Origin of the sequence: Rhodococcus sp. IEGM 1351 (assembly GCF_030056875.1) — a bacterium.
GTDB lineage: Bacteria > Actinomycetota > Actinomycetes > Mycobacteriales > Mycobacteriaceae > Rhodococcus_F > Rhodococcus_F opacus.
On sequence record NZ_JASHKU010000037.1, the window covers coordinates 29,536 to 55,993 of the forward strand.

The 26,458-nt window shown below is 67.3% G+C and carries 27 protein-coding genes and 7 pseudogenes; 8 read left to right on the forward strand and 26 right to left on the reverse strand.

The features are described 5' to 3' along the window. The 3 genes from QM806_RS37080 to QM806_RS37090 are packed head-to-tail and all read right to left on the reverse strand — an operon-like array spanning nt 1 to nt 3,403. A complete protein-coding gene (locus QM806_RS37080; RefSeq protein ID WP_005573383.1) occupies nt 1-834 on the reverse strand; it encodes an ABC transporter ATP-binding protein in 834 nt (277 codons plus the stop codon). Continuing rightward, nucleotides 831-1,937 carry a FecCD family ABC transporter permease gene (locus QM806_RS37085; protein ID WP_064080638.1) on the reverse strand — a complete coding sequence of 369 codons (1,107 nt, stop codon included), beginning with the start codon at nt 1,935-1,937 and terminating at the stop codon, nt 831-833. Before QM806_RS37085 ends, QM806_RS37080 begins: the two co-directional genes overlap by 4 nt. Next, complete coding sequence (locus QM806_RS37090; RefSeq protein WP_133986683.1) at nt 1,934-3,403, reverse strand: FecCD family ABC transporter permease; 1,470 nt, start codon at nt 3,401-3,403, stop codon at nt 1,934-1,936. Before QM806_RS37090 ends, QM806_RS37085 begins: the two co-directional genes overlap by 4 nt. A gap of 184 nt (nt 3,404-3,587) precedes the next feature. Between QM806_RS37090 and QM806_RS37095 the strand changes: the two genes are divergently transcribed. Beyond that, nucleotides 3,588-4,361 carry a hypothetical protein gene (locus QM806_RS37095; RefSeq protein ID WP_169694810.1) on the forward strand — a complete coding sequence of 258 codons (774 nt, stop codon included), beginning with the start codon at nt 3,588-3,590 and terminating at the stop codon, nt 4,359-4,361. 250 nt (nt 4,362-4,611) lie between these two features. After that, nucleotides 4,612-5,073: a PaaI family thioesterase gene (locus QM806_RS37100; RefSeq protein WP_169694812.1), complete on the forward strand. Its 462-nt coding sequence runs from the start codon at nt 4,612-4,614 to the stop codon at nt 5,071-5,073. Between the two features lie 79 nt (nt 5,074-5,152). Here the strand turns inward: QM806_RS37100 and QM806_RS37105 are convergent, their stop codons facing one another. The 4 genes and pseudogenes from QM806_RS37105 to tnpA all read right to left on the reverse strand — a co-directional run. Next, entirely contained in the window at nt 5,153-6,547 is a 1,395-nt protein-coding gene (locus QM806_RS37105) for an NAD(P)/FAD-dependent oxidoreductase (RefSeq protein ID WP_005255101.1), read from the reverse strand. Nucleotides 6,548-6,729: 182 nt separating this feature from the next. Beyond that, the gene (locus tag QM806_RS37110; protein WP_009480519.1) at nt 6,730-6,903 is read right to left on the reverse strand and encodes a hypothetical protein; all 174 of its coding nucleotides are present in this window, start codon (nt 6,901-6,903) and stop codon (nt 6,730-6,732) included. 13 nt (nt 6,904-6,916) lie between these two features. Further along, nucleotides 6,917-7,513 (reverse strand): annotated as a pseudogene (locus QM806_RS37115) (MmyB family transcriptional regulator); the annotation flags it as partial. Between the two features lie 29 nt (nt 7,514-7,542). After that, a pseudogene (gene tnpA, locus QM806_RS37120) lies at nt 7,543-7,899 on the reverse strand (IS200/IS605 family transposase); the annotation flags it as partial. A gap of 45 nt (nt 7,900-7,944) precedes the next feature. Between tnpA and QM806_RS37125 the strand changes: the two are divergent. Continuing rightward, nucleotides 7,945-9,144: an RNA-guided endonuclease InsQ/TnpB family protein gene (locus tag QM806_RS37125; protein WP_283294690.1), complete on the forward strand. Its 1,200-nt coding sequence runs from the start codon at nt 7,945-7,947 to the stop codon at nt 9,142-9,144. Nucleotides 9,145-9,183: 39 nt separating this feature from the next. Here QM806_RS37125 and QM806_RS37130 read toward each other — a convergent pair. The 4 genes and pseudogenes from QM806_RS37130 to QM806_RS37145 form a co-directional block, all read right to left on the reverse strand. After that, nucleotides 9,184-9,389: pseudogene (locus QM806_RS37130) on the reverse strand (helix-turn-helix domain-containing protein); the annotation flags it as partial. A 59-nt stretch (nt 9,390-9,448) separates the two neighbouring features. Further along, entirely contained in the window at nt 9,449-10,273 is an 825-nt protein-coding gene (locus QM806_RS37135) for an MBL fold metallo-hydrolase (RefSeq protein WP_016880360.1), read from the reverse strand. Between the two features lie 17 nt (nt 10,274-10,290). Next, nucleotides 10,291-10,614: an AzlD domain-containing protein gene (locus QM806_RS37140; RefSeq protein WP_283294693.1), complete on the reverse strand. Its 324-nt coding sequence runs from the start codon at nt 10,612-10,614 to the stop codon at nt 10,291-10,293. Beyond that, a complete protein-coding gene (locus QM806_RS37145; protein ID WP_265147499.1) occupies nt 10,611-11,285 on the reverse strand; it encodes an AzlC family ABC transporter permease in 675 nt (224 codons plus the stop codon). Before QM806_RS37145 ends, QM806_RS37140 begins: the two co-directional genes overlap by 4 nt. 93 nt (nt 11,286-11,378) lie before the next feature. On the opposite strand from QM806_RS37145, the gene QM806_RS37150 reads away from it, so the two are divergent. From QM806_RS37150 to QM806_RS37160, 3 genes are all read left to right on the forward strand, one after another. Beyond that, complete coding sequence (locus tag QM806_RS37150) at nt 11,379-11,933, forward strand: helix-turn-helix domain-containing protein (RefSeq protein WP_005255107.1); 555 nt, start codon at nt 11,379-11,381, stop codon at nt 11,931-11,933. A gap of 119 nt (nt 11,934-12,052) precedes the next feature. Next, nucleotides 12,053-12,412, forward strand: a complete 360-nt coding sequence (locus QM806_RS37155; RefSeq protein WP_005255108.1) for a YciI family protein — start codon at nt 12,053-12,055, stop codon at nt 12,410-12,412. Between the two features lies 1 nt (nt 12,413). After that, nucleotides 12,414-13,625: an RNA polymerase sigma factor gene (locus QM806_RS37160; protein WP_283294697.1), complete on the forward strand. Its 1,212-nt coding sequence runs from the start codon at nt 12,414-12,416 to the stop codon at nt 13,623-13,625. A gap of 13 nt (nt 13,626-13,638) precedes the next feature. Here the strand turns inward: QM806_RS37160 and QM806_RS37165 are convergent, their stop codons facing one another. From QM806_RS37165 to QM806_RS37190, 6 genes are all read right to left on the reverse strand, one after another. Next, nucleotides 13,639-14,115, reverse strand: a complete 477-nt coding sequence (locus QM806_RS37165; protein WP_283294699.1) for a hypothetical protein — start codon at nt 14,113-14,115, stop codon at nt 13,639-13,641. A gap of 38 nt (nt 14,116-14,153) precedes the next feature. Beyond that, on the reverse strand, nt 14,154-14,615 hold the full coding sequence (locus QM806_RS37170) for a Fic family protein (RefSeq protein WP_249344121.1): 462 nt from the start codon (nt 14,613-14,615) through the stop codon (nt 14,154-14,156). A gap of 233 nt (nt 14,616-14,848) precedes the next feature. Beyond that, nucleotides 14,849-15,775 (reverse strand): metal ABC transporter permease, encoded by a 927-nt coding sequence (locus QM806_RS37175; protein WP_005562342.1) that lies wholly within the window; start codon nt 15,773-15,775, stop codon nt 14,849-14,851. A 6-nt stretch (nt 15,776-15,781) separates the two neighbouring features. Beyond that, nucleotides 15,782-16,519: a metal ABC transporter ATP-binding protein gene (locus QM806_RS37180; RefSeq protein WP_169695536.1), complete on the reverse strand. Its 738-nt coding sequence runs from the start codon at nt 16,517-16,519 to the stop codon at nt 15,782-15,784. Next, nucleotides 16,516-17,442 (reverse strand): metal ABC transporter substrate-binding protein, encoded by a 927-nt coding sequence (locus tag QM806_RS37185; protein WP_169695541.1) that lies wholly within the window; start codon nt 17,440-17,442, stop codon nt 16,516-16,518. Before QM806_RS37185 ends, QM806_RS37180 begins: the two co-directional genes overlap by 4 nt. A gap of 411 nt (nt 17,443-17,853) precedes the next feature. Beyond that, a complete protein-coding gene (locus tag QM806_RS37190) occupies nt 17,854-19,026 on the reverse strand; it encodes an epoxide hydrolase family protein (protein ID WP_283294702.1) in 1,173 nt (390 codons plus the stop codon). A gap of 103 nt (nt 19,027-19,129) precedes the next feature. On the opposite strand from QM806_RS37190, the gene QM806_RS37195 reads away from it, so the two are divergent. Next, the gene (locus QM806_RS37195) at nt 19,130-19,717 is read left to right on the forward strand and encodes a CGNR zinc finger domain-containing protein (RefSeq protein WP_054248386.1); all 588 of its coding nucleotides are present in this window, start codon (nt 19,130-19,132) and stop codon (nt 19,715-19,717) included. Nucleotides 19,718-19,744: 27 nt separating this feature from the next. On the opposite strand, the gene QM806_RS37200 is transcribed toward QM806_RS37195, so the two are convergent. Continuing rightward, complete coding sequence (locus QM806_RS37200; protein WP_169695534.1) at nt 19,745-20,374, reverse strand: hypothetical protein; 630 nt, start codon at nt 20,372-20,374, stop codon at nt 19,745-19,747. A gap of 197 nt (nt 20,375-20,571) precedes the next feature. Further along, a complete protein-coding gene (locus tag QM806_RS37205) occupies nt 20,572-21,963 on the reverse strand; it encodes an NAD(P)/FAD-dependent oxidoreductase (protein WP_169695533.1) in 1,392 nt (463 codons plus the stop codon). Between the two features lie 160 nt (nt 21,964-22,123). On the opposite strand from QM806_RS37205, the gene QM806_RS37210 reads away from it, so the two are divergent. Beyond that, the gene (locus tag QM806_RS37210) at nt 22,124-22,669 is read left to right on the forward strand and encodes an Lrp/AsnC family transcriptional regulator (RefSeq protein ID WP_005255122.1); all 546 of its coding nucleotides are present in this window, start codon (nt 22,124-22,126) and stop codon (nt 22,667-22,669) included. A 52-nt stretch (nt 22,670-22,721) separates the two neighbouring features. Here the strand turns inward: QM806_RS37210 and QM806_RS37215 are convergent, their stop codons facing one another. From QM806_RS37215 to QM806_RS37245, 7 genes and pseudogenes are all read right to left on the reverse strand, one after another. Then, complete coding sequence (locus QM806_RS37215; protein ID WP_169695532.1) at nt 22,722-22,949, reverse strand: redoxin NrdH; 228 nt, start codon at nt 22,947-22,949, stop codon at nt 22,722-22,724. Nucleotides 22,950-23,084: 135 nt separating this feature from the next. Next, on the reverse strand, nt 23,085-24,308 hold the full coding sequence (locus QM806_RS37220) for an ISL3 family transposase (RefSeq protein WP_169695531.1): 1,224 nt from the start codon (nt 24,306-24,308) through the stop codon (nt 23,085-23,087). 623 nt (nt 24,309-24,931) lie between these two features. Beyond that, a pseudogene (gvpJ, locus tag QM806_RS37225) lies at nt 24,932-25,079 on the reverse strand (gas vesicle protein GvpJ); the annotation flags it as partial. Between the two features lie 5 nt (nt 25,080-25,084). Next, nucleotides 25,085-25,515 (reverse strand): annotated as a pseudogene (locus QM806_RS37230) (GvpL/GvpF family gas vesicle protein). After that, nucleotides 25,502-25,908, reverse strand: a pseudogene (locus QM806_RS37235) (gas vesicle protein). Before QM806_RS37235 ends, QM806_RS37230 begins: the two co-directional pseudogenes overlap by 14 nt. After that, nucleotides 25,905-26,195 carry a gas vesicle protein GvpO gene (gvpO, locus tag QM806_RS37240; protein ID WP_120659077.1) on the reverse strand — a complete coding sequence of 97 codons (291 nt, stop codon included), beginning with the start codon at nt 26,193-26,195 and terminating at the stop codon, nt 25,905-25,907. Before gvpO ends, QM806_RS37235 begins: the two are co-directional and overlap by 4 nt. Nucleotides 26,196-26,202: 7 nt before the next feature. Then, nucleotides 26,203-26,456, reverse strand: a pseudogene (locus tag QM806_RS37245) (gas vesicle protein GvpG). Between the last annotated feature and the right edge of the window lie 2 nt (nt 26,457-26,458).

Consider the following 26,458-nt stretch of genomic DNA (forward strand, 5'->3'; position numbering starts at 1 on the left):
CTACTTCGGCTCCGGTCCGCCCACCGCCCCGTACACGTGGCGGGTGCCGATCGGCACCACCAGCGGGCGATCGGACACCGGGTCGGCGATGACCGCGGCCTCGAGACCGAACACCTCGAGCAGGAGTTCGGCGGAGATGATGTCCTTCGGCGCGCCGGCCGCGACGATGGTGCCGTCCCGCATCACGATCAGCTGATCGCTGTAGCGGATCGCGAGGTTCAGGTCGTGGAGCACCATCACCACGGTGCGGCCCAACTCCTCGTGCATCCGGTCCACCAGGTCGAGCACCTCGATCGAGTGCGCCAGGTCCAGGTAGGTGGTGGGTTCGTCGAGCAGGAGGATGTCGGTTCCCTGCGCGAGGGCCATCGAGATCCAGGCCCGCTGACGCTGACCGCCCGACAGTTGGTCGACGGGGCGGTCCGCGAGGTCGGACACCCCGGTCAGCGCGAGCGCCTCCGCGACCTCGCCCTCGTCGTCGGACGACCACTGCCGCAGCCACGACTGGTGGGGGTGCCTGCCGCGGGCCACCAGGTCGGCCACCGTCAGCCCCTCGGGGGCCAGCGGCGCCTGGGGGAGCATGCCCAGCGTGCGGGCGACGTCCTTGGTGCGCATCGATCCGATGGCCTTGCCGTCGAGCAGAACCGAACCGTTGCGCGGCTTCAGCAGCCGCCCCAGCGCACGCAGCAGGGTGGACTTGCCGCAACCGTTCGGCCCGATCACGGTGGTGATCACCCCGGTCCTCACCTCGAGGTCGAGGTTGTCGACGATGACCCGGTCGCCGTACCCGAGGCTCAGGTTTTCGGCGATCAGTCGAGGATCAGTCTGCACGGTCATGCCGAGACCTTCCGATTGTTGCGAACCAGCAGATACAGCAGGAATGGGCCACCGAGCGCCGAGGTGACGATACCCACCGGCAGCTCGACCGGCAGGATCGTGCGGGCGACGACATCGCTGCCCACCACGAGCACGGCGCCGGTCAGCGCCGACGCGATGAGCGGCGGGCCCGCGGACCGCACCAGCCGCAGCGCCACCTGCGGCGCGGCGAGCGCGACGAAGCCGACCGGACCCGCGGCCGCGGTCGCGATGCCGGCGAGGGCGACGGCCATGAGCAGGAGCCGGGCCTGCGACCACTGCAGGCGCACACCCAGCGACACCGCGTTGTCGTCGCCGAGGCGGAGGGCGCCCATCGTGAACGACGAGATCACGGCGTAGCCACCGACGAGGACGACGGCGATCGTGACGGGCCACACCTGACTCCAGGCGGCGCCGTTGAGGGAGCCGTTGAGCCACACCTGGGCCCGCGACGCGTCGTTGATGTCCGCGGAGATCAGCAGCCAGCCGGTGACCGCGATCAGCATGGCGTTGATGCCGATGCCGATCAGGATCAGCCGGTAGCCCTCCACTCCGCCGCGCCACGCGAGCACGTAGATGACCAGCGCGGTGAGAAGCCCGCCGAACAGGGCGGCCAGCGGTATGCCCAGGGTGGCAAGGAGGCCGACGAAGCTGCCGCCGCCGCCGAGGACGATCAGCGCGACCGCGGCGGCGCTGGCACCGGACGTGATGCCGAGGATGTCCGGGCTGGCGAGGGCGTTGCGGGCGATCGACTGGGTGATGGCGCCGGCCAGGCCGAGGGCCATGCCGATGAACACACCGGTCAGCGACCGCGGCAGGCGCAGATCCATGACGATGAAGTTCTGGGCCTTCGTGCCGCCGCCGAACAGCACCCTGGTGACCTCGGGGATCGACAGCGGGTAGTCGCCGCGGCCGATGTTGAGGCACAGCACCAGGAACAGCGCCACCAGCAGGGCCACGTTGACGGCGATACCGAGGGGGCGCAGGACCAGGGAGATCGGTCCGAGCCGGAACGCGGGGCGCGCCGGGACGCGGGACGCCGGGGCGGCCCCGAGGTCGGGGCGCACTTCGTCGCGAGTGCTCACAGGCTTGCCAACTTTCTACGCCGAACCAACGCGATGAAGAACGGTGCGCCGAACACGGCGAGCACGATTCCCACCTGCAACTCACCCGGCCGGACCACGACGCGTCCGATGACGTCGGCGGTCACGAGCATGACGCCGCCGAGGAGGCCGGCGTAGGGGACCAGCCACCGGTAGTCGGGGCCGGTGATCGCCCGCGCGACGTGGGGGACCACGAGACCGATGAATGCAATCGGGCCGCACGCCGCGGTGGCCGCACCGGTGAGGAGGGTGATGGCGACGATGCCGAGTGCGCGGCTGGCCGCGATGTTGGTGCCCAGCGACCGTGCCACGTCCTCGCCGAGGCTGAGCACGTTCAGCCCGGGTGTGCTGACGAGGGCGAGGATCAAACCGATGATGAGGAACGGCAGCACCTGCCAGAGCACGTCGAAGCCGCGGCCGGCCACCGACCCGACCACCCAGAATCGGTAGGAGTCGAGGCTGGACTGGTCGACGATGATGATCGCGTTGGTCATCGCCTGCAGGAAGAACGCGACGGCGGCGCCGGCCAGGGCCAGGCTCAGCGGGCTCGCCGCCCCGTTGCCGATCGACGACAGCCCGAACACGACCACGCTGGCGGCGAACGACCCGGCGAACGCGAACCACAGGTATTCGCTGGGCGCGCTGAACCCGAACAGGTACATCGACAGCACGACGAGGAACGCGGCGCCCGCGTTGAGGCCGAGGAGTCCCGCGTCGGCGAGCGGGTTGCGGGTGTGTCCCTGGATGAGGGCGCCCGCGACGCCGAGCGCCATCCCGACGACGAGTCCCAGCGCGGTCCGCGGGCCGCGGAGTGTGCGGACGATGATGTCGGTCTGCGAACCGTCCGCATCGAACAGTGCGTGGAAGATCTCCGCGAACGACAGTGGCCGCGCCCCGACCGCGACGCTGGCGAGCAGGACCAGCCCGATCAGGATCACGAGGACACCCAGCCCGACGAGCCGACGACGCCGGATCGCCGCGACGGACACGTCCTTCTCGCGGACGGTGAAGCCTTCGTCGGACGCGGTGCTTTCCCGGACGACCTCGGTTCCGGAGCGCCGGAACACCCGCTGCAGAGACCGTTTCGGACCGATCGCGTCGTGGGTGTGGGTGTCGCGGGTGACGAGGCCGACCCAGCCCTTGCCCGAACTCTGCCCGGTGTTGCCTTCGCGGAATCCGCGGTTCCACAGCGCGAGCCCGAGGGCGATCGCGACGGCGGCGCCGCCGAAGACGACCCGGTCCGCCTGCCCGCCGCCGTTGTCGTCGCGGAGGGAGTCGACGATGTACCACCCGAGGACGAGGGGGATGGCCACTGTCCCGATGTCGAGCAGTCCCGCGAGTGCCCGGAGGTACAGCGGGGCGGGACCGCGCGGGACGTCGCGCTTCCCGTAGGGCTCGTCGGTCGGCAGGTGCGGGATGTCGCTGCCGAACTGTCTCGTCGTCGTCACTGGCGGGGGAAGCTCCTGACGTGTGTGCCTGTGCACCGGATCTGCACCGAATTCAACTACTTAGGTTACGGAACCCTATCCCTGATGCCACATCCGGCGGCACGTCCCGGGCGTTGCGGTCGGCGGGGTGCCTCACATCACATGATGTCAACCCTTGATATTTGGTTAGGCTCACCTATGTTTGGTGGTGTTCCATCCCGACCGATTGGAGTGCACGGTGACTTCGACCCTGTCCGCCCCCGCGACCGCACTGGACGTGTCCTGCTCACGACTTCGCGCGCTGAACGCCGAATATCCGCGCATGTACGCGGTCGCGACGATGGCAGACGAGGGTAAACGCCGGTGGTGGTCGCTGGCGGTCGACCTCGACGGCGACCGGGTGTCCCGGATGTGGGCCCGGTCGCTCGAGGACGTTCCCGACCCGGACGTCGCCGCGATGCAGGTGGCCACCGCGCTCATTCACGCAGTGGTCGGGCGTGTCACCGCGCTCGTCGTCCTGGAGGGGCGCGCGTGGGACCCGGGGCTCGAGAACCTGTGGATCCACATGGACAGCGACGAGGGAATCGACTGGGCGGGTGTCGCCGACGACACCCTGCGCGTGCTGCCGAACGACCCGTATGCCGGCGCACCGCGGACGGTCACCGTGCCCTGCGAGCGGGCGCTGCTGCTGTGGACGGTGCACCGCAGTCTCACGTCGCTGCATGCGGTGTTCGACGCGATCGCCCGGTTGACGCCGATCGACGCGTCCCGATTCTGGGGGCTCGTGGGGGAGGCCGTGCTCGGGGCCGCGACGTACGTGCCAATTCTCGCCGGTGGCGGCGAGGCTGCCGCGCAGCGCCGCGGGCAGGGGATCCTGGACGCGTTCGTGGCGGCCGGGGTGCCGGTCCGCTCGAAGAGCCGGATCACGCGCCCGCACTGTGGCCGACTCGGGCAGGCGAGGAAGCGCTTGCTTAATTAGGGAAGCCTTGCCTATACTCGTTCCAGACGTCGAGCAGAAACACCGACGCCGAGAACCGAACTACCGGACCGCGCCGGAGTCCTGAGGGCTGCAGAGACTCCCAGGTCCATCCCACGGCGGGCCTCATGCTGACACAGTGTGAGGCCCGCCGATCCGTTTGCCCCACCTGCTTTTCCCACCGCCCGCCCCGTCGTGTAGGCAAGAGATCGGGTGCGCCGCGAGAGCGCACAGCGATCCGATGGAGAGTGTGATGGTGGATTCCGGGGAACAGCAGGCATCGAACGGTGACGGGCGGATCGACACCGCCGCACTGGCCGATCAATTGGGCAACGGCTTCGACGCCCTCATCGGACTCGAATACACCGAACTCTCACCCGACCGCGTGCGCGCGCAGTGGACCGTCACCCCCGACCTGCAGCAGCCGGCCGGAATCCAGCACGGCGGCGTCTACTGCTCCGTCATCGAATCGGTGGCCAGCGCTGCGGGCACGGTGTGGCTCGGCGGCCGCGGACACGTCGTCGGCGTCAACAACAACACCGACTTCCTCCGCGCGACGCGGGAGGGCACGCTGACCGCCGAAGCCAGTCCCGTTCACCGCGGACGCACTCAGCAGCTGTGGGAGGTTCGGATCACCGACGAACAGGATCGACTCGTCTCCAAGGGGCAGGTCCGGCTCGCGAACATCACCGACACCGGACGTCTCGGCAACTGAGACACCCCGCACACGGCGGAGGGGACGGACCCGACAGGTCCGTCCCCTCCGCTCTGTTCACGTCAGGTGTGAAGCGGTGTCACCCCGCGGCTTTGCGCTGCGCGCCGCCGGACGACTTCTCGGCGGCCTCCTTCTCCCGCTCGTGCCGCTCCAGCTGCTCCATCGCATTGCGGGCGAACACCCACTGCTCGGTGGATGCCATCTGCGCGCGCCCGCGGCCGAGGAACGTCACCGTCCACGACAGCAGAGTGGACAGCCGGCTGCGGAACCCGACCAGGTACATCAGGTGGATCGCCAGCCAGGCCACCCAGCCGATGAAACCGCTGATCTCGAGCTTCCCGACCTTCGCCACCGCACTGAATCGCGAGATGGTGGCCATGCTGCCCTTGTCGAAGTACTTGAACGGCGGCCGGTCCTCCGGCTTCTGACCGCTCAGGCCGGCCTTGATCTGCTTGGCCGCGTACTTGCCGCCCTGCATCGCGACCTGCGCCAGACCCGGCAACTTGTCGAGCGCCATCATGTCGCCGATCACGAACACCTCGGGGTGGCCGGGCACCGACAGGTCCGGGTTGACCAGGACGCGACCGGCCCGGTCGATCTCGGCGTCCGACTGCTCCGCGATCTGCTTGCCCAGCGGGCTCGCCTGCACACCGGCCGACCACACCTTGCACTGCGACTCGATCCGGCGCTGCGTGCCGTCCTTGTCCTTGACGACGAGGCCGTCCACGTCGACGTCGACGACCATCGCCCCCAGCTGGATCTCGATGCCGAGCTTCTCCAGCTGCTGGCGGGCCTTACGGCTCAGCTTGCCGCCGTAGACGGGCAGCACGTCGTCCGCGCCGTCCAGCAGGATCACCCGGGCCTCACGGGGATCGATGTTGCGGAACGCCCCCGACAGGGTCCGCCGCGACAGTTCCGCGATCTGGCCGGCGAGCTCGACACCGGTCGGACCGGCGCCGACGACGACGAACGTCAGGAGCCGGGCGCGTTCGGCGGGATCGCTCGACAATTCGGCCTGCTCGAACGCGCCCAGGATGCGGCCGCGCAGTTCGAGGGCGTCGTCGATCGTCTTCATGCCCGGCGCGAACTCGGAGAAATGATCGTTGCCGAAGTAGGACTGGCCTGCGCCCGCCGCGACGATCAGGCTGTCGTACGGGGTGACCGTGGTCCGGTCCAGGAACCGAGAGGTGATCGTCTTCGCCTCGAGATCGATCTTGTCGACATCGCCGAGCAGAACCTTGGTGTTCTTCTGCTTCCGCAGCACCAACCGGGTGGCGGGAGCGATGTCGCCGACGGAGAGAATGCCGGTCGCCACCTGATACAGCAACGGCTGGAACAGATGGTGAGTGGTGCGCGCGATCATGGTGATGTCGACATCGGCATTCTTCAGCGCCTGTGTGCCGAACAACCCACCGAAGCCGGATCCAATGACCACGACGCGATGGCGGCGTGACTCTACCGACTTGATACTCATTCCGTGCTCCTCGAAAAATAGACGACTCCTGTCACGGTAGTCGCCTTGTCCCCGAGCGTCTCAGTAAGCGTTGCTTCGCCCCGCCGGCACAGCGGAATCGATCCAGAAACCGGCGGCCCGTCCATACGTGAAGGCGGGCAGCCCCTCCGTGAGGAACTGCCCGCCTTCCGGTGCGTACGCGGCTATTCCGCCCTGCCGATCCGCTTCCGCCCCGTGGGAGTCCCCGGGGATTCCGGCGGAATGAAATCCGATTTGATCGAGAACACGAACAGTGCCGACACCCCGACCACGACGACAAGAATGGTGAGGACTACGACCACGTAGCCGAAACCGACACCAATTGCTGTCAAGTCCATCAGACCTACCTCCTCAGTCGCTGCTCACGCTACTGCGGAGGGTAGCCGCTGTCACCGCGTCGGCGGGGAAGAACGATTCGATGGCCAGCTCCGCGACCGTCACGTCGAGGGGAGTGCCGAACATCGTGGTCGTGCTGAGGAACGCCAGCTCCGAGTCGTGGTGCCGGACGCGCAACGGCACGACGAGCGACCCGGGCAGGTCCGCGCTGTCGACGGTGCCGCCGGGGTAGCCGTCCAATTCGCCGAGCAGGGCACGGAGTCCGTCGTCGCCGGTGACCGCGATCTGATGACGCAACCGGTGCAGCACATGCCCGCGCCACAGCGCCAGATCGGGGATCCGCGGGGCCATCCCGTTCGGGTGCAGACTCAGCCGCAGCACGTTTACCGGCGGTTCGAGCAGCTCCGCCGCGCACCCCTCGGTCAGGATCGCCACCGCGTCGTTGGCGTCCACCATGTTCCAGTGCCGGTCGATCACCACCGCCGGGTACGGGGAATGCGCGGTGAGGATCTTCCCGATGGCGTCGGCGACCGACGCCATCGGCACCTCCGACAGCCGGTGCTCCGGGAAGGCGGGCGCGAAACCGCCCGCGAGGAGCAGCGAATTGCGTTCACCGGATTAAACAGAGGAAGCCTGGCCCTTCAGGGCCGGGAGGAAGCTGATTCTGTCTGCGCGAGCGCCGTAGCGGGGTCGCTTTCTTTCGTGGGTTCTGGTCGTTTTTGGTTGGTGATGTACTCGGCGATGATGGCGAGTGGGCGTCCACCTGCGGAGGCGGCGAAGTGGGACGGTGACCAGAAGTGATTGCGCCACAGGTATTTCCGGATGTGGTCGGGGAACTCTTGGAGCAGGTATCGAGCGGAGACGCCCTCGAGGCTATTGACCAGAGTGGAGAGTCGCACGGTAGGTGGGAAGTGGATCAATAGGTGGACGTGGTCGGTTTCTCCGTTGAACTCGGTCAACGTTGCGCCGAACTTGTCACACACCTCTGCCATGATCTGCCGGTGACATAGACCAATGGGTCTCAGCAGGGAAAGGCGCAGGGTGTGAAGCGGATCGTTGTCGTGAAGCTGGCTCCCACCCCGGGGCAGTATGTGGCGCTGAAATCGACGCTGGAGTTGTGCAATGCGGGGGCGAACATGGTTTCGCAGTTCGCGCACACCGCCACTGATCGACGCCCGTTCGCGCTGCAGAAACAGGTCTATGCCCAGCTCAAAGCGCGCGGGTTGTCGGCGCAACCGGCGATCCGGGTCATCAAGAAGGTCGCGGATGCGTACGCGACCCGGAAGGCGAACCTGCTTAACGGGAATTACGGCACGCCGGAATCGAAACGGTATGCGAAGGTGGCAGGTAAGGCGATCGTGTTCCGCGAGGACGCGGGCCAACCGTTCGACGATCGGTGTTTGTCGTGGCAGATCGATCGATCGACGGTGTCGATCTGGACGACCGAGGGCCGGATGCGCAACGTCGGATTCGTGTGCGCGCCGTGGCAGCTGAAAATGCTCGCCGACCGCAAAGGCGAGTCGGATCTGATTTTCCGCGACGGATCTTTCTATCTGCACGCCACCGTCGACACCGACGCACCGGATCAGCTGGTCCCCGCGGACGACCCCACCGGGTGGCTGGGCGTGGACTTGGGGATCGTGAACCTGGCGGTGACCACCGCAGACGACCCGGCCGAACTCGACGTCCGGTGGTCCGGTGGTGCGGTCACCGCCCGCCGGAAAAAGAACGAATCCATGCGGTCCGCGCTGCAAAAGGTGGGGACCAAGTCCGCGAAACGGAAACTGAAGAAGCGGTGTAGGAAGGAGACTCGGTACGCCACCGACATCAATCACCAACTCTCGAAAACGATTGTTGCCCAAGCACAACGCACCGGTCAAGGAATCGCGGTAGAAGACCTGTCGGGAATCCGGGACCGGGTACGGCTCGCACGCAATCAACGGCAACAACTGCACTCCTGGGCATACGCGCAACTGCGTGACCAGATCACCTACAAGGCGCAAGCCGCAGGACTGCCGGTACAGGTGATCAACCCGCGCAACACCAGTAAAACATGCCACCAGTGCGGGCACTGCGACACCGCGAACAGGCACAGTCAAGCACTATTCCGGTGCCGCGGCTGCGGATGGACCGGCCACGCCGACCATAACGCCGCCGCCAACATTGCCGCACTCGGACACACCAACTACCGGGCCGCCCAATCAACCGTGCCTAAAGCAGCCACCCCTCTAACAGCCAGTTAGAACGTGAGCAGCAAACCCGCGTCCTTCAGGACCGGGTAGTTGATGCAGGGGAATGTCGAGATGCTCGCTGAGCCGCAGCAGCATCGCCCGGGTGGGATTCGACCGCCCGGTCTCCAGGAAGCTGACGTGGCGGCCGAGATGTCCGCCCGGTTCGCCAGTTCCAGCTGACTGAGCCGGCGGCGTTCCCGCCGCGTCCGCAGATGGGTGCCGACATGCGACGTTCGCCGATCGTCGAGGGTGGTCATGCGGGCAGTCTAGGGCGGGCGGATCGTCGTGATCATTACCTCGGACGTCATGTCAGCGGTCAGGTGAGGTGATCGAACTCCCCGGTCACCCACGCGCAGTGACGGGTGGCCGAGTATTCGAGTGCCTCCCGGCCGGCGTTGTCGATCACGTTGTCGAAGTTGCCGATGATGCGGTCGAATTCGAGGTGCGACAACTGGTCCGCGATGCGCCGCACCACCGCCGCGGACAGCGGCAGCCGGTTGGGGTACGACCGGAGGAACGACACCGTGCGGCGGTCCGGGTTGGGGAACACGCCGTCCCCGGTGAGGAGGACCCCGCGGCCGTCGGCGCCGTCCCGCCAGTGCGCGACGGCGCTGCCCGGGAAGTGCCCACCGATCTGGTGCAGGGTCAGACCCGGCGTCACTTCGTGGGTGCCGGACCAGAACACGATCGGGCCGTCGGACCGTGCCAGCCATCCGCGGTCCGCGTCGGCCACCAGGATGGGCACGTCGCCGAGCGCCTTGGACCACTGCGTCTGGACGCCGAACATGTGCGGGTGGCTGCCCGCGACGGCGAGGACCGGGCCGTGCGCGGCGACGGCGGCGACGGCGGCGTCGTCGACGAACCCGATCGGATCCCACAGCAGCGACCCGGCGGGGGTGCGGATCACGAGGGACTGCTGGCCGATCGCGGTCTTCGGGTCGACGTACAGGCCGTGCAGCCCCGGCTCGACCTCGTGCTCGACCGCGCGGTACCCCGCACCGGCCAGCTTCTCCACGGTGGTCCACTCCTGACCGCCCAGCGGAATGTACTGGCGTTCGTCCGCGCAGATCGCGCACTCGTCGGGGAGCGGGGTGTTCGGGTCCTGTTCGACGCCGCACGTGGCGCAGAGATGAAATAACACCCCTCGATCATGCATCCTCACGGCACCCCGAGGAGCCGCAATCCGGCAGCGGTGGCGGCCGCGGACAGGACGACGACGACGAAAGGCGCCTTCCGCCAGGCGAGTATGCCCGCGACGACGACGCCGGTGGGACGCGCCACCCCGGCGAGGTCGTGACCTTCGGTGAGCGCCGTCGTGCCGACCAGTGCGGTGAGCAGAACCACGGCGGCCGTCGCCATGGTCCGCTCCACCCAGGGCCGGGTGGCGATCCGTGGCCGCAGCGCCGGGCCCGTGAATCGGAACGCGAAGGTGCCTGCGGCGAGAACCCCGACCGACCCGATCAGCACGAGGTGCCCGGTCACCGCAGCACCTTCCGCCGCACACCCGCGAGCAACCCGACCAGCGCCGCCAGCACCGGAAGCCCGGCGGGCAGGAAGGGAGTGGTGGCCAGGGCGATCACCCCGCCGGCCAGTACCGGCACCCGCACAGTCCGATCGCGCAACGCCGGCAGCACCAGCGCCAGCAGCACCGCCGGGAACATGGCGTCCAGTCCCAGCACGGCGGGGTCGCCGATCGCCGTGCCCGCCACCGCGCCGAGCACGGCCCCGAGCGGCCAGCACACCGCGATCCCCACACCGCACGCCCAGTACGCGGCGCGCCTGCGGCCGGGGTCCGTCTCACCGAGGGCGAACACCACCGACTCGTCGTTCATCAGATGAGCGCCGAGGACGCGGCGCAGCCCGCGCCCCAGCACGTCCCCGACCGCCAGACCGAACGGCACATGCCGCGCGTTCACCAGCAGCCCGGCGATCGTCGCCGCGACCGGGCTGCCGCCTGCCGCGACGATGCCGACGAACAGGAACTCCGCAGAACCGGCGAGGACCAGCACCGACAACGCGACGGGCAACCAGGCGTCCAGGCCCGAACCCACCGCGATGGCGCCATACGACATGCCGACCAGTCCATCGGCCAGGCACACCAGCGCGATGTTCCGGAGGACCCGCACATCGAGTGTTCGCTTCATCGAACGCATGACTTCTATACTGAACACACGGTGCGGTGTTCGTCAAGACGAACGCAGCGCCCAAAATAATGAACACAATGTCGGAAGTCGGGAAGGGGAACCATGGCAGGGCAGTCCCCGCTGGGCTACATCGGACCCTCGCTGCGTCGTGAACGGGAACGGTCGGGCATGTCCCTGACCGAGGTCGCCCGCCGCGCCGGGGTCGCGAAATCCACTCTGTCCCAACTCGAATCGGGGGGCGGCAACCCGAGCGTCGAAACCCTGTGGGCCCTCTGCGTCGCCCTGGACGTGCAGATGTCGCAACTCCTGGACCCGCCGCGGCCCCGCGTCCAGGTCATCCGGGCCGACGAGGGGCCGGAACTGACGTCCGACCGGTCCGACTACCGCGCGACTCTCGTCGCGTCCTGCCCGCCGTCCGCGCGCCGGGATCTGTACCGCCTCGCCGTCGAACCCGGCCCGGCCCGGGAATCCGAACCGCACATGCCCGGTGTGGTCGAACACGTCATCCTCAGCGCCGGGCGCGCACTGGTCGGCGTGGCGGGCGATCCGGTCGAACTCGGACCCGGCGACTACATCGCCTACCCCGGCGACGTCGCACATGTGTTCGAAGCGCTGGAGGCGGGCACCCGCGCCGTCCTGGTGTCCGAGCACAACTGAGGTCATTCGGCGAAATTCCTCCGTGCAGAGTGTCGATTCGGAAGGGTGACGTTCGTATAGGAGGTGAGGGCCGGCCACATCCGAAGGCGCCGGCCGGCCGATCCGAGGAGGAACCCGAGATGACCCAGTACCTGTTGAGCGTGTACCAACCCGACGGCCCCGCCCCCGAACCCGACGTCCTCGCGAAGATCGGCGACGATCTCGACGCCCTGAACCAGGAGATGGTGTCCGCGGGCGCGTGGGTGTTCAGTGGGGGACTGTGCGCCCCCACCACCGCGACCGTGCTGCGGGCCAGGGGCGGTGACGTGCTCGTCACCGACGGCCCGTACACCGAGGGCAAGGAGCATCTCGGCGGATTCACCATCGTCGAGGCGCCCGACCTGGACGCCGCCCTCGAATGGGGTCGCAAGCTCACCCGGGCGACGACCCTCCCGATCGAGGTCCGGCCGTTCGCTCACCACGACGGAGCCGGCGACTGACGTGGTCGGGTCCGCCGACATCGAACACGTGTTCCGTGAAGAACACGGTCGCGCGGTGTCCGTCCTGGTCGGGGTGTTCGGCGACATCGACATCGCCGAGGACGCCGTCCAGGATGCGTTCACCGAGGCGGTGCGGCGCTGGCCGTCGTCCGGGCTGCCGCCGAGCCCGGCCGGATGGATCATCACCACCGCCCGGCGCCGCGCGATCGATCGGCTCCGGCGCGAGGCCTCCCGGCACGACCGCCACGCGCAGGCCGCCCTGCTGCTCGCCCGCGACGAACCGGTGGAGGAGGGCGTCGTGCACGACGACCGGCTACGCCTGATCTTCACGTGCTGCCACCCGGCGCTGGCCCCCGCCGCCCAGGTCGCGCTGACCCTCCGCCTCCTGGGCGGGCTCGGCACCGCGGAGATCGCGCGCGCATTCCTGGTCGCCGAGCCGACCATCGCGCAGCGCCTGGTCAGGGCCAAGGGGAAGATCCGGGACGCCCGGATCCCGTACCGGGTGCCGAACGAGGCCGATCTGCCGGACCGCCTCCGCGCCGTCCTGGCCGTCGTCTATCTGATCTTCAACGAGGGATACACGGCCAGTTCGGGGGACCGGCTGACGCGAGCGGACCTGTGCGCCGAGGCCATCCGCCTCGGCCGGGTCCTGGCCGCGCTGATGCCCGACGAACCGGAGGTGACCGGGCTGCTCGCGTTGATGGTGCTGATCGAGTCGAGGCGAGACGCCCGCACCGACGGCGACGGCCGGCTCGTGCTCCTGCCCGATCAGGACCGCAGTCGGTGGGATCGTGACCTCGTCGCCGAGGGGCAGTCGCTGGTGCGGGGGTGCCTGCGACGGAACACGCCCGGGCAGTATCAGATTCAGGCCGCGATCAACGCCGTCCACAGCGACGCGGCGACGGCCGCCGACACCGACTGGTGGCAGATCCTGCAGTTGTACGACCAGTTGATGCCGCTGGCGCCGAGTCCGGTGGTGGCGTTGAACCGGGCGGTCGCCGTGGCCGAGGTCAGGGGACCGGAGCAGGGGCTGGCGCTCATCGACCAACTCGACCTCGGCAACTACCACCTGTACCACGCTGTGCGGGCCGATCTGCTCCGCCGCCTCGGCCGTTCCGGTGAGGCGGCGCGCGCCTACGATGCGGCGCGCGACCGCACCGAGAACGTGGTCGAGCGGGAATTCCTTCGGGTACAGCGCGATTCGCTCCGGTGATACGGGCTGCCGGTCAGAGACCCAGCCCCGGTGGCAGGCACACCGACCCGAAACATGTTTCCGTGCGCACGGTGACGGGGAGAGGGTCCGCCGTCGCCGGCTTCGCGTACGCGGTCTCCGGGAGCGGCGCCGAACCCCACACCTCGTCACCGGGGCCCGCGTTCTCACTGCAGATCCAGTGGATCAGGTAGTCGCCGTCGGGCACCGCGTCGAACACGAAGTCCCGCGGTCCCGGCCCGATCACCACATTCGATGCGTGGAACACCGCCACGGACTCGGGGTTCACGATGTCGTCCGCCGCATGCAGTCCGCCGAAGCCGCACACTACGTCGGCACCGGTGTCGTTCGTGATCGTCGTCGCGACGGTGCTCCCGGCCACGGCGGCGGTGAGGGTCACATCGGGCGGGTCCGCGGCGGCGGGAGCGGCCAGGAACAGGGCGAGGGGGCCTGCGGCGATCAGCGTGACCGCGGCCCGGGGCACGAGTGTCATCAGCGGAACCTTCGTTCTCGGCGGTCTCACTCCGGACGTCACGGTATTGATACCCGCCGTGTGGGCGGATAAACGGCGGCGGGCGACACGTCACGTTCCGCCGGTGGATCATTCGACAGCAACTGGGCGAGTATCCCGGCGTCGACCAGGCGGTCGATCGCGATCTGCGCGTTGGCGCCCGTCACCCCGAGAGTGGATGTGACGAGCTTGTTGTCGACGACCGGTTGTCGAAGGAGCAAGTCCACCAGCCGGTGTGCCGTCGCGCCGCGCCGCGCCGTCACACGGGTGCGCCAGTCGGCTCGAACCGCTTCCAGGTCTTCAACGAGGGTGCGGCCGTTGGCGACCGCACCGAACGATGGCTCTGCGATCGACCGGACGACCGGCTCGACGTTCCCGGACCGGTACTCGCCGAGCGCGTCGCAATACTCTGCGGTGTCGTGTAGGAGGCCCGCGGACACCGGAACGGCAACGCTGCGGGTGAGCTGTCCGCCGCGCAGCATCGCCTGGATCAGGGCGCGTCCGACACGCCCGTTGCCGTCCAGGCCGGGGGATGGTTTCGAACTGCGCGTGCGCGACCGCTATCTGCGCGATCACGGGCACATCGACGCGGTTGGCGAAGACGATCAAGTCGTCGATCAGTTCGGGAACCCGGTCATGGTGCGGGGGGACGAATTGCGCGGTGTGCGGTCCGAGGCTTCCGCCGCCGATCCAGACCTGCTGCTGCCGCCATCGACTACGACTTCGGTTCCGGCGCCCAATCGCGTTCCGCGTGAATCTCGGTATTCCTGTGTTCGTCACGTGGTGTCCGGCGTCGCCGGGACGCGGTGATCCGGCGACCGATGATTCCGTGCTGGGGTGCGAACAGATAGACCAGCGCGAATGCCGCGCCCTGGGACAGCACCACCATGCCGCCGCTGGCCGTGTCGAGGTGATAGCTCAGGTACAGGCCGATGACGGCGCAGGCCGCCGAGATCGCCGGGGCGATGACCAGCATCCGGTGGAAGCTGTCGGTCAGCAGGTACGCGGTGGCCCCGGGAATGATCAGCATCGCGACGACCAGGATGACGCCGACGGCCTGCAGGGCCACCACCGCCGTCAGGGCCAGCAGCCCCAGGAGCGCCGCCCCCAGCAGGCGCGGGTTCAGGCCGATCGCGTGGGCATGGGTGGGGTCGAAGGCGTACAGGGTGAAGTCGCGGCGCTTGACGATCAGTGCGATGAAGACGAAGGCCCCGAGTACGGCGATCTGGACGAGGTCGGAGCGGCTCACACCCAGCAGGTTGCCGAAGATGATGTGGTTGAGATCGGTTTGGCTCGGGGTGACCGAGACCAGCACCAGCCCGAGCGCGAACAGGGTGGAGAAGACGATGCCGATCGCGGCGTCCTCCTTGACGCGGCTGGTGTCGCGGACCACCCCGATCAGTGCCACGGCCAGGAATCCGAAGATCACCGCGCCGATCGCGAACGGGGCGCCGACGATGTAGGCCAGGACGACGCCGGGCAGGACGGCGTGTGAGACCGCATCACCCATCAGTGACCAGCCGATCAGAACCAGCCAGCACGACAGCACCGCGCAGACCACGGCGGCGATCAGGGTGGTGATCAGTGCGCGGACCATGAAGTCGTAGCGCAGCGGGTCGACGAAGAAGTCGATGACGTCCATTGATTCTCAGGTCCTTGTCATCACGTCGAGGCCGAAGGCGGCCGCCAGGTTCTCCGGTTGCAGCACGACCGTCGGGTCGCCGTGCATGAGGACGGTGCGCATCAGCAGGATCGCCTCGTCGGCCAGGGTGGGCAGTGCGTGCAGGTCGTGGGTGGAGACCAGGATCGCCGCGCCCGCGGCGGCGAGTTCACGCAGCAGTGCGGTGATGGTGGCTTCGGAGCGTTTGTCGACCCCGGCGAACGGTTCGTCGAGGAGAAGGATGGTGGCGCCCTGTGCGATTCCGCGGGCGACGAAGGTGCGTTTCTTCTGGCCGCCGGAGAGTTGCCCGATCTGCCGGTCCGCCAGTTCGGTGAGTTCGACGCGTTCGAGGGCGTGGTCGACGGCCTCGCGGTCAGCTCTGCCGGGCCGCCGGGTCAGCCCCATGTGCCCGTAGCGGCCGGTCATCACCACGTCACGCACCGAGAGCGGGAACGTCCAGTCCACGTCCTCGCTCTGCGGGACGTAGCCCAGCACACCGGTCTTGCGTGCCGCGGCGGGCGCGGTGCCGTTGATCCGGACCGTGCCGGAGTCGGGTTTGACGGTGCCCATGATCGTCTTGAACAGGGTGGACTTTCCGGAACCGTTCATGCCGACGAGGCCGCAGACGCGTCCGGGCTGCAGGGCAAGTGAGACCTGGTCGAGCGCAAGGACATCGCCGTAGTGGACGGTGACGTCCTGTACCTCGACGGCCGGCTGGGTGGTCATGATTGCTGCCCGTTCAGTGCGGCGGTGAGGGTGTCGGCGTCGTGCCGGATCAGATCCAGGTACGTCGGCACGGGCCCGTCCGCCTCGGACAGCGAGTCGACGTAGAGGGTGCCACCGAACGCGGCGCCCGTGGCTTCGACGACGCGTTGCATCGGCGCATCCGACACCGTGGATTCGCAGAACACCGCCGGAACCCGATTGTCCTTGACGAACTCGATCGTCGACGCGATCTGCTGGGGCGTGGCCTGCTGTTCGGCGTTGACCGGCCAGATGTACTTCTCGGTCAACCCCGCGTCCCGGGCCAGGTACGAGAACGCTCCCTCGCACGTGACCAGCGCCCGTTCGTTGACCGGCAATGCTCCCAGCTCGGCGACCAACTCGTCCTGCACCTTCTGCAACTGCGCCTTGTACGCGTCGCCGTTGATGCGATAGTCGGCCGCATGCGCGGAATCGAGTTCGCTGAACGCGGCGACCATGTTGTCGACGTAGATCTGCACGTTCAACGGTGACATCCAGGCGTGCGGATTCGGTTTGCCCGCGTAGGCGTCCTCGCCGATGGCGATCGGCTCGACGCCGTCGCTGACGACCACGTGCCCGACGTCCACACCGTCGACGAACTGGGCGAACCACGCCTCCAGGTTCATCCCGTTGTCGAGAATCAGGTCGGCCTGGGCTGCCTTCTTGATATCGCCCGGGGTGGGCTCGTATCCATGGATTTCGGCGCCCGCCTTGGTGATCGACTCGACCGTCACGTGCTCACCGCCGACGTTCGCGGCGATATCGGCGAGAACGGTGAACGTCGTCAACACCACCGGTTTGTCGCTTTCCGGTCCGTCGCTCGTCCCGCACCCGGACAGCATCAGCGCCGCGGCCAGCGCTGTCAGCGCCGCGGCACCGGCTACTGGCCGTCGTCGCACACCCACCTTGAAGCCCGTTGTTTTCACTGTCGAATCATAATGTTCGGCTCGCCGAAACCGCAAGGGTGACGCCCACGCAACGCCGTGAGATGCGGCAGTCCGGTGGTGAGGGCCCTGCCAGCGGCGGGGGAGATGACCACTGGCAGGGCCTCCGCAAACCAGTCCGCAGGTGCTCGTGATCCGGGTAGTTCTACGGCGAAATCGGGGTTCGCCGGCCGAGCTGAATCCGCCGCCGCCACGGGCGGCACCTGAGCACAGGGGGCAAGTGCCCCAAGCGATCAACCCGGGCACACCACGACGGGGAAGAAGTCCATGAAGCTACCGCAGAGGTTCTCACCGAGACTCCACGCCGCGCAGGGCATTCGGCGCACAGCTCGAATCCCCGGACTAATTCCGAGTCCCCGCAGCCAGCCGCGTTCACCGATCAGCGGCCAGCACTGCCGCGAGGCCTTCTTGTAGATCCTTGACGAAATACTCGGGAACCTCCAGCGACGGGAAATGTCCCCCGGATTCGGGCGACCTCCATCGGACGATGTGCCGGTACCGCTCCTGCGCCCAGGGGCGCGGACACTTCTCGATGTCGCGGGGATACATGGTGATTGCCGAGGGGACGTCGACCCGAAGTTCGGGGTCGAGCGAGTTGTGGCTTTCGTAGTAGATGCGGGCCGACGATGCGCCGGTCCGCGTCAGCCAATACAGGGTGACGTTGTCAAGAACGCGGTCTCTCGAAATCGCCTCGAACGGGCTGTCTTCGGTATCTGTCCACTCGGCGAATTTGTCGAGGATCCAGGCAAGAAGCCCGACCGGTGAGTCGACGAGCGAGTAGCCGATGGTCTGCGGGCGGGTCGCCTGCTGCTTCGCGTACGCCGCGCGGTGGCGCCAGAATTCGCGGGTTTCCTCGGTCCATGTGCGCTCGACCGCCGTCAGCCCGTCCGTTGTCAACCCGGGCGGTGCCTCCGCGAACGTGGTGTGGATGCCGAGAACGTGCGCCGGGAACCTGCCGCCGAGGACGGTGGTGATATTGCCTCCCCAGTCGCCGCCTTGGGCTGCGAACCTGCTGTAGCCGAGCCTTCCCATCAGTTCCACCCATGCGGCCGCGATCTTTTCGGTTCCCCATCCGGTGGTGGCCGGCTTGTCGCTGTAACCAAAGCCTGGTAACGACGGCACCACCACGTGGAACGCCGGCGCGTCTGCATCTTTCGGATCTGCCAGCTCGTCTACTACATCGATGAACTCGGCAGTGCTGCCTGGCCAGCCGTGCGTCACGATCAGAGGAGTGGCATCTGCGCGCGCGGATCGGCGGTGCAGGAAGTGGATTCCCAGATCATCAATTGTCGTGCGGAACTGGCCGATACGGTTGAGGCGCTCTTCGAACGACCGCCAGTCGTACCCGGTGCGCCAGTAATTCACGACATCGACGAGGTCGGCGAGAGGAACGCCCTGTTCCCATCGGCGAGGGTCGGGCGCGGCGCGATAGACCGTCTCGGCCTCCGGTAGCCGCGCCGCGGCTAATCGCGCGCGCAGATCATCGAGGTCGGCGTCAGTTGCGTGGGCTTCAAATGCTTGCACGTCGCTGGTTGGACGGGGCATGAGACCTCCTGGCCATCGCGGAACCGGCAACGACCAATCGTGAACCGGCTAAGACGGTTCTAGCATGCCCGAGAGCCGGCGTGCAACCTGCTAAGGTGGTTCCATGCGCGCTCGATTCCCTGACTTTCGTCTCGGAAACGTGCTGGCAACCAGCTTCACGGCGACTCTGACGGAGCGTCGTGGCGACGCCGTGGAGCGCATTCCGACGCCGCAGCGACTCGTCGACTGGCTGGCAGTGAACGGCCTGGCCGTGGAGTCCTGCACCACCGCCCAGCTCGAACTCGCTCGGGAACTGAGGGAATCGATTCACGCCGCCGCGACAGCGACCGCGACCCAGGACGCTCTCCCTGCGTCTGCCATCCACACCATCAATGACTGCAGCATTCGGGGTCGGGCCGCGGCGATCCTGACGCCCGAGGGCAATCGTCAATGGCGACTGAGCTCGGCTACCTGCGTAGAAGACGCCCTGAGCGTGATCGCCGCCGACGCGATCAGCATCATCGCAGGCGAACGAGACGGGAAAATGGCCTTGTGCGCATCGGCAACCTGCCAGGCCGCCTTCTTCGATACCAGTCAAAGTCGCACCCGCAAGTGGTGTGACATGAACACGTGCGGGAATCGTCAGAAGAAGGCGCGGTTCAATGCCAACCAGCGCAAGAACGGGACTGCCGCACGAACGGGTGTCATCTGATCCGATTGGGCCGTCGCACTGAACTGGTCACTTCGGCGTCCAACCTCGGGCCCGCCCGATCGTGGGCGCGAGCCGCCACAATCCTGCGGCGGCGAGAACATGCCACAGCGCGTGCCCCTGCCGGACACTGCTCGGCCGGCAGATCGACGTCCGGTCGCCGATGGTACCGAGTAGAGCGCCGGACGCGAGAAGCAGCACCGCGACGATGGTCGCGCGCCGCAGTTGCGGACGGATGCGGGCGCGTTCCAGACCGAATCCCACGGCGACCGCGGCGAGCATTGCCTGCACGATCGTGGATACCGTCGGGCCGGCCGCAACGGCGGGAATCATCACGACCGGGACGACGAACCACCACACCGGCGACAGTCGACGGCCGAGCCGGTCGGAAGCGGCGTCGACGGCGATGTAGGCGAGCAGTGTCGCGATCGGGATGTCGTGTGCGTAAGCCTGCCACGGCGGGTTGGGTCCGTGCGCAACGAGCGACCCGGCGCCCACTGCGACGACGAGCAGACCGTAGGTCACGGTCGGTGCGCCGTGCGGACGACGTGCGACGACCGCGAGGCCGGCAACTACGAAGGCCAGGCTGGTGACAGCGGCGGCCGGTTGGCCGATGAAGCCTGCGTCTCGATACAGCTCGCAGGCGTTCGCCAACATCATGGATGCTGGTCCGTCAACGCCCATTCTTCGAGGTTTCCAAAGTGGTCCTCCGGTCGCAATCGCGCTCGGCGTGATCGCGCCACGATGCACACATCTGTCGGACAACACGGCCGCGCCCGGCCGGGGGTTGGGCGGACAGCGCCTGGATCCGCGTGGTTGAGGGGATTCGGGAAGGCAAGGCCTCAGTCAGTGGTGCGTCAGCTCGCTCGCGCGACGTCGGCTTCCGTGTCCTCGATGCGGCGTTCGAGGTAATGCAGCTGCGCGATCGCGTTGCGGGCGGTGATCTGCTGGTGGGTGTTGGTCAGTTGACCGCGCCAGGTGCCGAGGAAGGTCCAGGCCCACGAGAGCAAGGTGGCGAGGCGGCTGCGGAAGCCGACGACATAGACGACGTGCACGGCCAGCCACATGATCCACGCGAGGAAACCGGTCACCTCGAGGCCGCCGATCTCGGCGACCGCGTTGAATCGGCAAATCGTTGCCATCGAGCCTTTGTCGCGGTACCGGAAAGGGGTCCGTTCCGGTACCGGGCGCCCCTTCGCTGCCGCGGTGACCTCCGCGGCGATCTGCTTCGCGGCGTAGCGGCCCCCTTGGATCGCGACCTGGGCGACGCCGGGGAGACGATCGCGCGACATCATGTCGCCGACAACGAACACGTTCGGATTGCCCGGCAGGGTGAGGTCTTCGTCGACGGCGACGCGACCGGCACGGTCGATGTCGGCACCGGACTGTTCGGCGAGCCGGCGACCGAGGGGACTCGCTGCCACTCCCGCGGACCAGACCTTGCAGACGGACTCGATGCGGTGCTCGGTGCCGTCGGCATCGCGAACGGTCAGTCCGCCGGCGTCGACGTCGGTCACCGACGCACCCAGCCGTACCTCCACACCCAGCTTTTCGAGGGTTTCCGCCGCCTCGGAACCGAGGTTGTCTCCGAACGGCGGCAGTACCGCCGAGGCTGCGTCGAGCAGGACGATCCGTGCATCCCGCGGATCGAAGTTGGAGTACGCCCCGACGAGCGTGCGGTGTGCGAGCTCGGCGATCTGGCCGGCCATCTCGACGCCGGTGGGACCGGCGCCGACCACGACGAAGGTGAGCAGGCGTGCCCGCTCCTGCGGGTCGGTGATGACCTCTGCCTGCTCGAACGCGCCGAGGATCCGGCCGCGGAGTTCGAGGGCGTCGTCGATCGTTTTCATGCCGGGTGCGTGTTCGGCGAAGTGGTCGTTGCCGAAATAGGACTGCTGAGCGCCGGCGGAGACGATGAGGCTGTCGTACCCGGTCACCATGGTCTGTCCGAGATGTTCGGACGTCACCGTACGTTCGGTCAGGTCGATGGTGGTGACGTCTCCGAGTCGGACGGCGGCGTTGGCCTGGTCCTTGAGGATCATCCGCGTCGACGGGGCGATCTCGCCTTCGGAGAGGATGCCGGTGGCAACCTGATACAGGAGCGGTTGGAACAGGTGGTGGGTGGTGCGGTCGATCACCGTGATGTCCACGTCCGCCCGGCGGAGGGCTTTGGTCGCGAACAACCCGCCGAAGCCAGATCCGATGACGACGACGCGGTGACGCGCGGGCGGTGACTGGTGGTTGCTCATGGTGAGCCTTTCCGATCACGCCCAGGGGCGACGATCTCGGTGTCGGGGAGACGGGGGGGTGTGTTCGCTTGCGACCAGAAATTCGACCAATAGGCGTCAATAGTGAACAAACGGCGCAGCGAATCCAAGGCAAGGGAACAAAATTCTTTAGACTGAGCCGATGAAGAAGAATGTTCCGAGCAAGCCGTATTCGGAAGGCTCTGTATCGAACGATATTCGAGCGGGGGCGCCGATCGATGACATCGACCGGATACTCCTCGATCAACTCTCGCGGGACGCACGTACCCCGAACAACGCCCTCGCCGCCCTCGCGGGCATCGCCCCCTCGACCTGCCTGGGCCGCGTGCGGTCCCTGATCGACCGCGGAGTGATCCGCGGCTTCCATGCCGACATCGATCCCGCCACCCTCGGCAGGGACCTGCAGGCAATGATCGCAGTTCGAGTGCAAGCCAACGCAAGACAGCATCTCGGGCAGCTCGCCGAGCAACTCGCCACCGTCGACGAGGTGCTGAACGTGTACTTCATCGCCGGTGCCGACGACTACCTCATCCACGTCGCCACCGCGAGCAGTGAGGAGTTGAGGCGCTTCGTCCTCGACCACCTCAGCGCGCATCCCGCGGTCGCCTCGACCGAGACCATCCTGATCTTCGAGCACGTGCGCCCGCGACATCGAGCGCCGGGGACCGAGCACTCCTCGGGCCGCTGAGGACCTCCACGTGGGCGCTGCCGTCGTTTCAGGGCGCCGAGGCCCGCACCTGTCAGGCTGCGGCGAGCGCTTTGATGCGGTCGGGCCGGAAACCTGCCCAGTGGTCGTCACCGGCTACGACGACGGGGGCCTGCCGGTAGCCGAGACCCCTCACGTAGTCGTGGGCGTCGGGGTCTCGCGTGATGTCGACGATTGTGTAATCGAGCCCCTCGTTGTCCAAGGCACGGTAGGTGGCGGTGCATTGCATGCAGGCTGGTCTGCTGTAGATCGTGATGGTCACGGTGCGCTCCGCTCCGTGTGTGGTGTGACGGCGGGGGACCGGAAGCATATGCGCTCCGGCCCGGGTTCGCGCGGTGCGACGGAGCTAGCGACAGTCCTTCACACTGACACACTGATCGAACATAAGTGGCGCTCCTCACCTTTGTGTGGGTAGTTTGGGGTCGATTCCTCCGAGGTTCAGGTAGATCATCGAGGTCAGCGATTCGGCGGAGTGGTGCCCGTAGCCGCGAGCGTTGATCAGTCGGATTTTTGAGTTGATACCTTCGATGAGTCCGTTGGAGATGCCGAGTTCTACTGCGGCGATGATTCCGTCGTAGTGCTTGTCGATCTGTTGGGCGAGCATTGTGAATGCGGGGATTCCGCTGTGTGCGGCGTCGTCGATCCATGTGCGTAGATGCCGTTTGGCGCGTGAGGGTTTGACGACGCGGAACAAGTCCCGCATTTGCTCTTTCAGTCGCCATGCGTGCCCGACCTGCTGATCCTGATCTGTGAGGGTGTCGAGAAGGGCGCGGCGCTGGTCGGTGAGTCGTTCGGCGCCGGTTCGCAACGCGATGCGGACCTTGCGCCAACTGCCGCTCGAGAGCTCGATTCTGCGGCGGTTGGCCGAGGAGGCGTCGGCGAACACTCGGTCCAACGCCCGGTTCACCCACTGCATGACATGGAATGGGTCGAAGCAGATACGGGCGTTCGGCACGTGTTCCTCGGTGGCGACGCGATAGGCCTTCGATCCGTCCATCGATACCGCCTCGATCGAGTCGAGATCTGACTCGTGTTGCTGCTCATAAAAGGCCGCGAGGGATTCGGTGCTTCGGCCGGGTTCGATATGCACCACGGTCTTGGTGTCGTGGTCGCCGATCACGGTCAAATACTTGTGCGGGTGTCGGTAGCAGATTTCGTCGACGCCGATGCGGTAGAGCCGCTCGAGTCGTCGGGTGTCGAGTAATTCGTCGACGGTGCGGTTGATGATTGCGGTGACCGTTTCCCACGCGCAGCGCATCAGCGTGGAGACCGAGGTGCGGTCGGTGCGGGCGGCGAGCCAGAGGACGGTGTCTTCGAAGTCTCGGGTGTGCCGGGCGGTGGGCCGCGCCCACGGCACGTGTTCGGTGCGCACCCCGCAGTGTGGGCAGTGGATGCGGCGGATCTCGTAGACCAACCACAGGCGGTGGGTGCCGAGGTCAAGGTGCCGCCACCGGCGTGTGGACCGGTCATATGTTGCCGGCGACGTGTGCCCGCAGGGGCACTCGAGTCGGCGGGCACGCAGGCGTAGCTCGACCTCGACATCGGTGTCTGTGATCGACACCCCGGACACCGATGCGCCGGGGATCTTCAGGAGACGGTTAAATGCAGTACTGACGCGCACGTGTAGCGGGCCTCCGGGTTGAGGTAGGTGTGGTAACCCCGAAACCTAGAGGTGCTGCGCGTGCGCGTCCCTCATATCATCGGTGAAACGCCGAACAGTGCGGCCAACAACACAACCCACCCTGAGCAGCAGAAATGGCGCCCACATAAACCCGAGGAGCGCCACATAAGTTCGACTATCTGTTATGGTGACCGTTCGGTGCCAGTGGCGGTGTAGGGAAGGCTCCGTCGCTGGCACCGTCAACGAGGCCTGAAACTGCGAGTAGCGTTGCTGCTCAAGGGTTATCGGCTCGTAGTGACGGGCTGGTTCAGTCACCAGTTCGCGTGCGGATCGGTTTGCAGACTTCTCGGGTTTTCGGAGTGTCTCGGATCGCCGGGGCACGGTCTGGTCGTTGAGCCGTGCTGCCCGGGCATTCTCGTGGGCGGCTATTGCTTCCTGCCAGTCATGATCGGTCACGGCGGCGTGCTCGCGGGCGGCTGGGGGAGTGGTACGCCGGGGTGTGCTGGTGTGTTGCGGGGCTTCCTTGACCCCGCCGGGGGGGTTCGGTTCCGGCGGGGTACCGGGCCACCGCGTGATGGGCGCGGCAACACCATCAACGGTAGCGGTGTGGTCGGCGGCGTGCTTGTTGCGCAGCGAGATCCGCACCATCTCCACGTCGGCCAGCGACAGCGTGATCTCGTCGGTGATGACGACCCCGCCACCGAGCACCCGGTCGAGCAGGTCGACCAAGGCGATGCGGCGAGTGTCGTCCGCGGGGACCGCGGGAACCATGTCGCTCACGGGTTCGCCTGATCGATCCCCGCGAAGGCGTACGGGGGCCACGGTCCGGTCATCTCCAGCGTCCCACTCTGATGGTCGGTGTCGAGTGCCGCGACGCCCGAAGCGAATTCGTCGGCATGTTCCTCGGCCACGAGGTAGGTGCCGTTGAAGGTCATCCACTCGCGTTTACCGGTGATGGCCGGATCGGTCACCTGCTGCCGTTCGTCGAGCAGAGCCCGAATCCGGTCGTCGTCGAGGTACAGGGTGGCCAGGCGAGCGGGCCTTCCCCGAACTCGCTCAGGCTCACCGATCCCACCACCGCCGCCAGGCCCGCCGAGCTCACGGTTCGGACCGGTTCGCCAGCCACTCCGGTCACCCCGGCCAGTTGTGCATCGTCGATGCTCTCGGAGGTGATGCCATACAGCCACACCACGTCACTCGCGGTCATCGTTGTCGCCTCGCCGCCTGCCCTCCACCTCGGCGTACCCGCCTCCACCTGGGGACGCACCGACCGGTCGGACTCGAGTGCGGCAATGCGCTCCTCGAGTTTTCGATTCTCGAGCTCGAGGTCGCTGCTCTTGCCGGTCAGCCATGGATCGTTCTCCCACCAGTTGATCCCCACCTCCCTCGCCGTCTCCAGCGAGGCGATGACCAGCCGCACCTTGATCGTCAGCAGTTCGATGTCGAGGAGGTTGACCTGGATGTCCCCAGCGATCACCAGACCCTTGTCGAGTACCCGCGCGAGGATTTCCCCGAGATTCGTCGACTGGTGTCCGCCGCCGCCCAGCCCCCCAGCGGGACTCTGCGGGAGGCGTCCGGAGTTGCCGCCGGAGAGGGTCATGACTGCCCGCCCACGCTGTAGCCGGCGCCGCGGCTGTAGCGGCGAGTTCTGCGATAGGACAACAACTGTCCGTCCAGATCCAACACCACCTCATACAGAGCGAGCATGTCCGTCGTGGACGGGATGCGCCGATCCTCGACAACTTCCACTTCCACGGTCCACCCGTCGTCGGTCGGCATCACCGACGTCGCACCCAACGGTTTCTTGCCCGTCAGCTCGGTGATGACCCGCAGCGCGAGCGCGGCGATGTCCTGCGCCGGCAGGGGCGGTGGCAGCTCCCGCGCCATGACCTTTTCACTCCCTCTCCGGAGTGGTGGGCTGAGCCGTTCCGGTCATTCGGTCCAGGATCGCCTGCTGCGCCTGCTCTTCCTCCTCGGCGGAAATCTCACCCCGCTCGCGGGCGTCGTCCAACTCCTCGCGAGCGCGCGGCGGGCGCTGGCGGGATTGTGGAGTTCCTCCTCGACCTGTCGCTGAATCAACTCGGCCAGCGAGATCACCCCGCGCACCGGTGCGAGCGGCAGCGTGACGATGAACGACAACAGTCCCATCG

What these genes read in the sequence shown, in the direction of transcription:
- QM806_RS37155 (WP_005255108.1), top strand. Translation starts at nt 12,053, where the DNA reads ATGACCCAGTACCTGTTGAGCGTGTACCAACCCGACGGCCCCGCCCCC.
- QM806_RS37195 (WP_054248386.1), top strand. Translation starts at nt 19,130, where the DNA reads ATGCGCGCTCGATTCCCTGACTTTCGTCTCGGAAACGTGCTGGCAACC.
- QM806_RS37180 (WP_169695536.1), bottom strand. Translation starts at nt 16,519, where the DNA reads ATGACCACCCAGCCGGCCGTCGAGGTACAGGACGTCACCGTCCACTAC.
- QM806_RS37170 (WP_249344121.1), bottom strand. Translation starts at nt 14,615, where the DNA reads ATGCTGCGCGGCGGACAGCTCACCCGCAGCGTTGCCGTTCCGGTGTCC.
- QM806_RS37080 (WP_005573383.1), bottom strand. Translation starts at nt 834, where the DNA reads ATGACCGTGCAGACTGATCCTCGACTGATCGCCGAAAACCTGAGCCTC.
- QM806_RS37100 (WP_169694812.1), top strand. Translation starts at nt 4,612, where the DNA reads ATGGTGGATTCCGGGGAACAGCAGGCATCGAACGGTGACGGGCGGATC.
- QM806_RS37210 (WP_005255122.1), top strand. Translation starts at nt 22,124, where the DNA reads ATGAAGAAGAATGTTCCGAGCAAGCCGTATTCGGAAGGCTCTGTATCG.
- gvpO (WP_120659077.1), bottom strand. Translation starts at nt 26,195, where the DNA reads ATGGCGCGGGAGCTGCCACCGCCCCTGCCGGCGCAGGACATCGCCGCG.
- QM806_RS37205 (WP_169695533.1), bottom strand. Translation starts at nt 21,963, where the DNA reads ATGAGCAACCACCAGTCACCGCCCGCGCGTCACCGCGTCGTCGTCATC.
- QM806_RS37145 (WP_265147499.1), bottom strand. Translation starts at nt 11,285, where the DNA reads ATGCGTTCGATGAAGCGAACACTCGATGTGCGGGTCCTCCGGAACATC.
- QM806_RS37110 (WP_009480519.1), bottom strand. Translation starts at nt 6,903, where the DNA reads ATGGACTTGACAGCAATTGGTGTCGGTTTCGGCTACGTGGTCGTAGTC.
- QM806_RS37175 (WP_005562342.1), bottom strand. Translation starts at nt 15,775, where the DNA reads ATGGACGTCATCGACTTCTTCGTCGACCCGCTGCGCTACGACTTCATG.
- QM806_RS37150 (WP_005255107.1), top strand. Translation starts at nt 11,379, where the DNA reads ATGGCAGGGCAGTCCCCGCTGGGCTACATCGGACCCTCGCTGCGTCGT.
- QM806_RS37200 (WP_169695534.1), bottom strand. Translation starts at nt 20,374, where the DNA reads ATGATGTTGGCGAACGCCTGCGAGCTGTATCGAGACGCAGGCTTCATC.
- QM806_RS37105 (WP_005255101.1), bottom strand. Translation starts at nt 6,547, where the DNA reads ATGAGTATCAAGTCGGTAGAGTCACGCCGCCATCGCGTCGTGGTCATT.
- QM806_RS37190 (WP_283294702.1), bottom strand. Translation starts at nt 19,026, where the DNA reads ATGCCCCGTCCAACCAGCGACGTGCAAGCATTTGAAGCCCACGCAACT.
- QM806_RS37165 (WP_283294699.1), bottom strand. Translation starts at nt 14,115, where the DNA reads ATGACACTCGTGCCCCGGGCCGCGGTCACGCTGATCGCCGCAGGCCCC.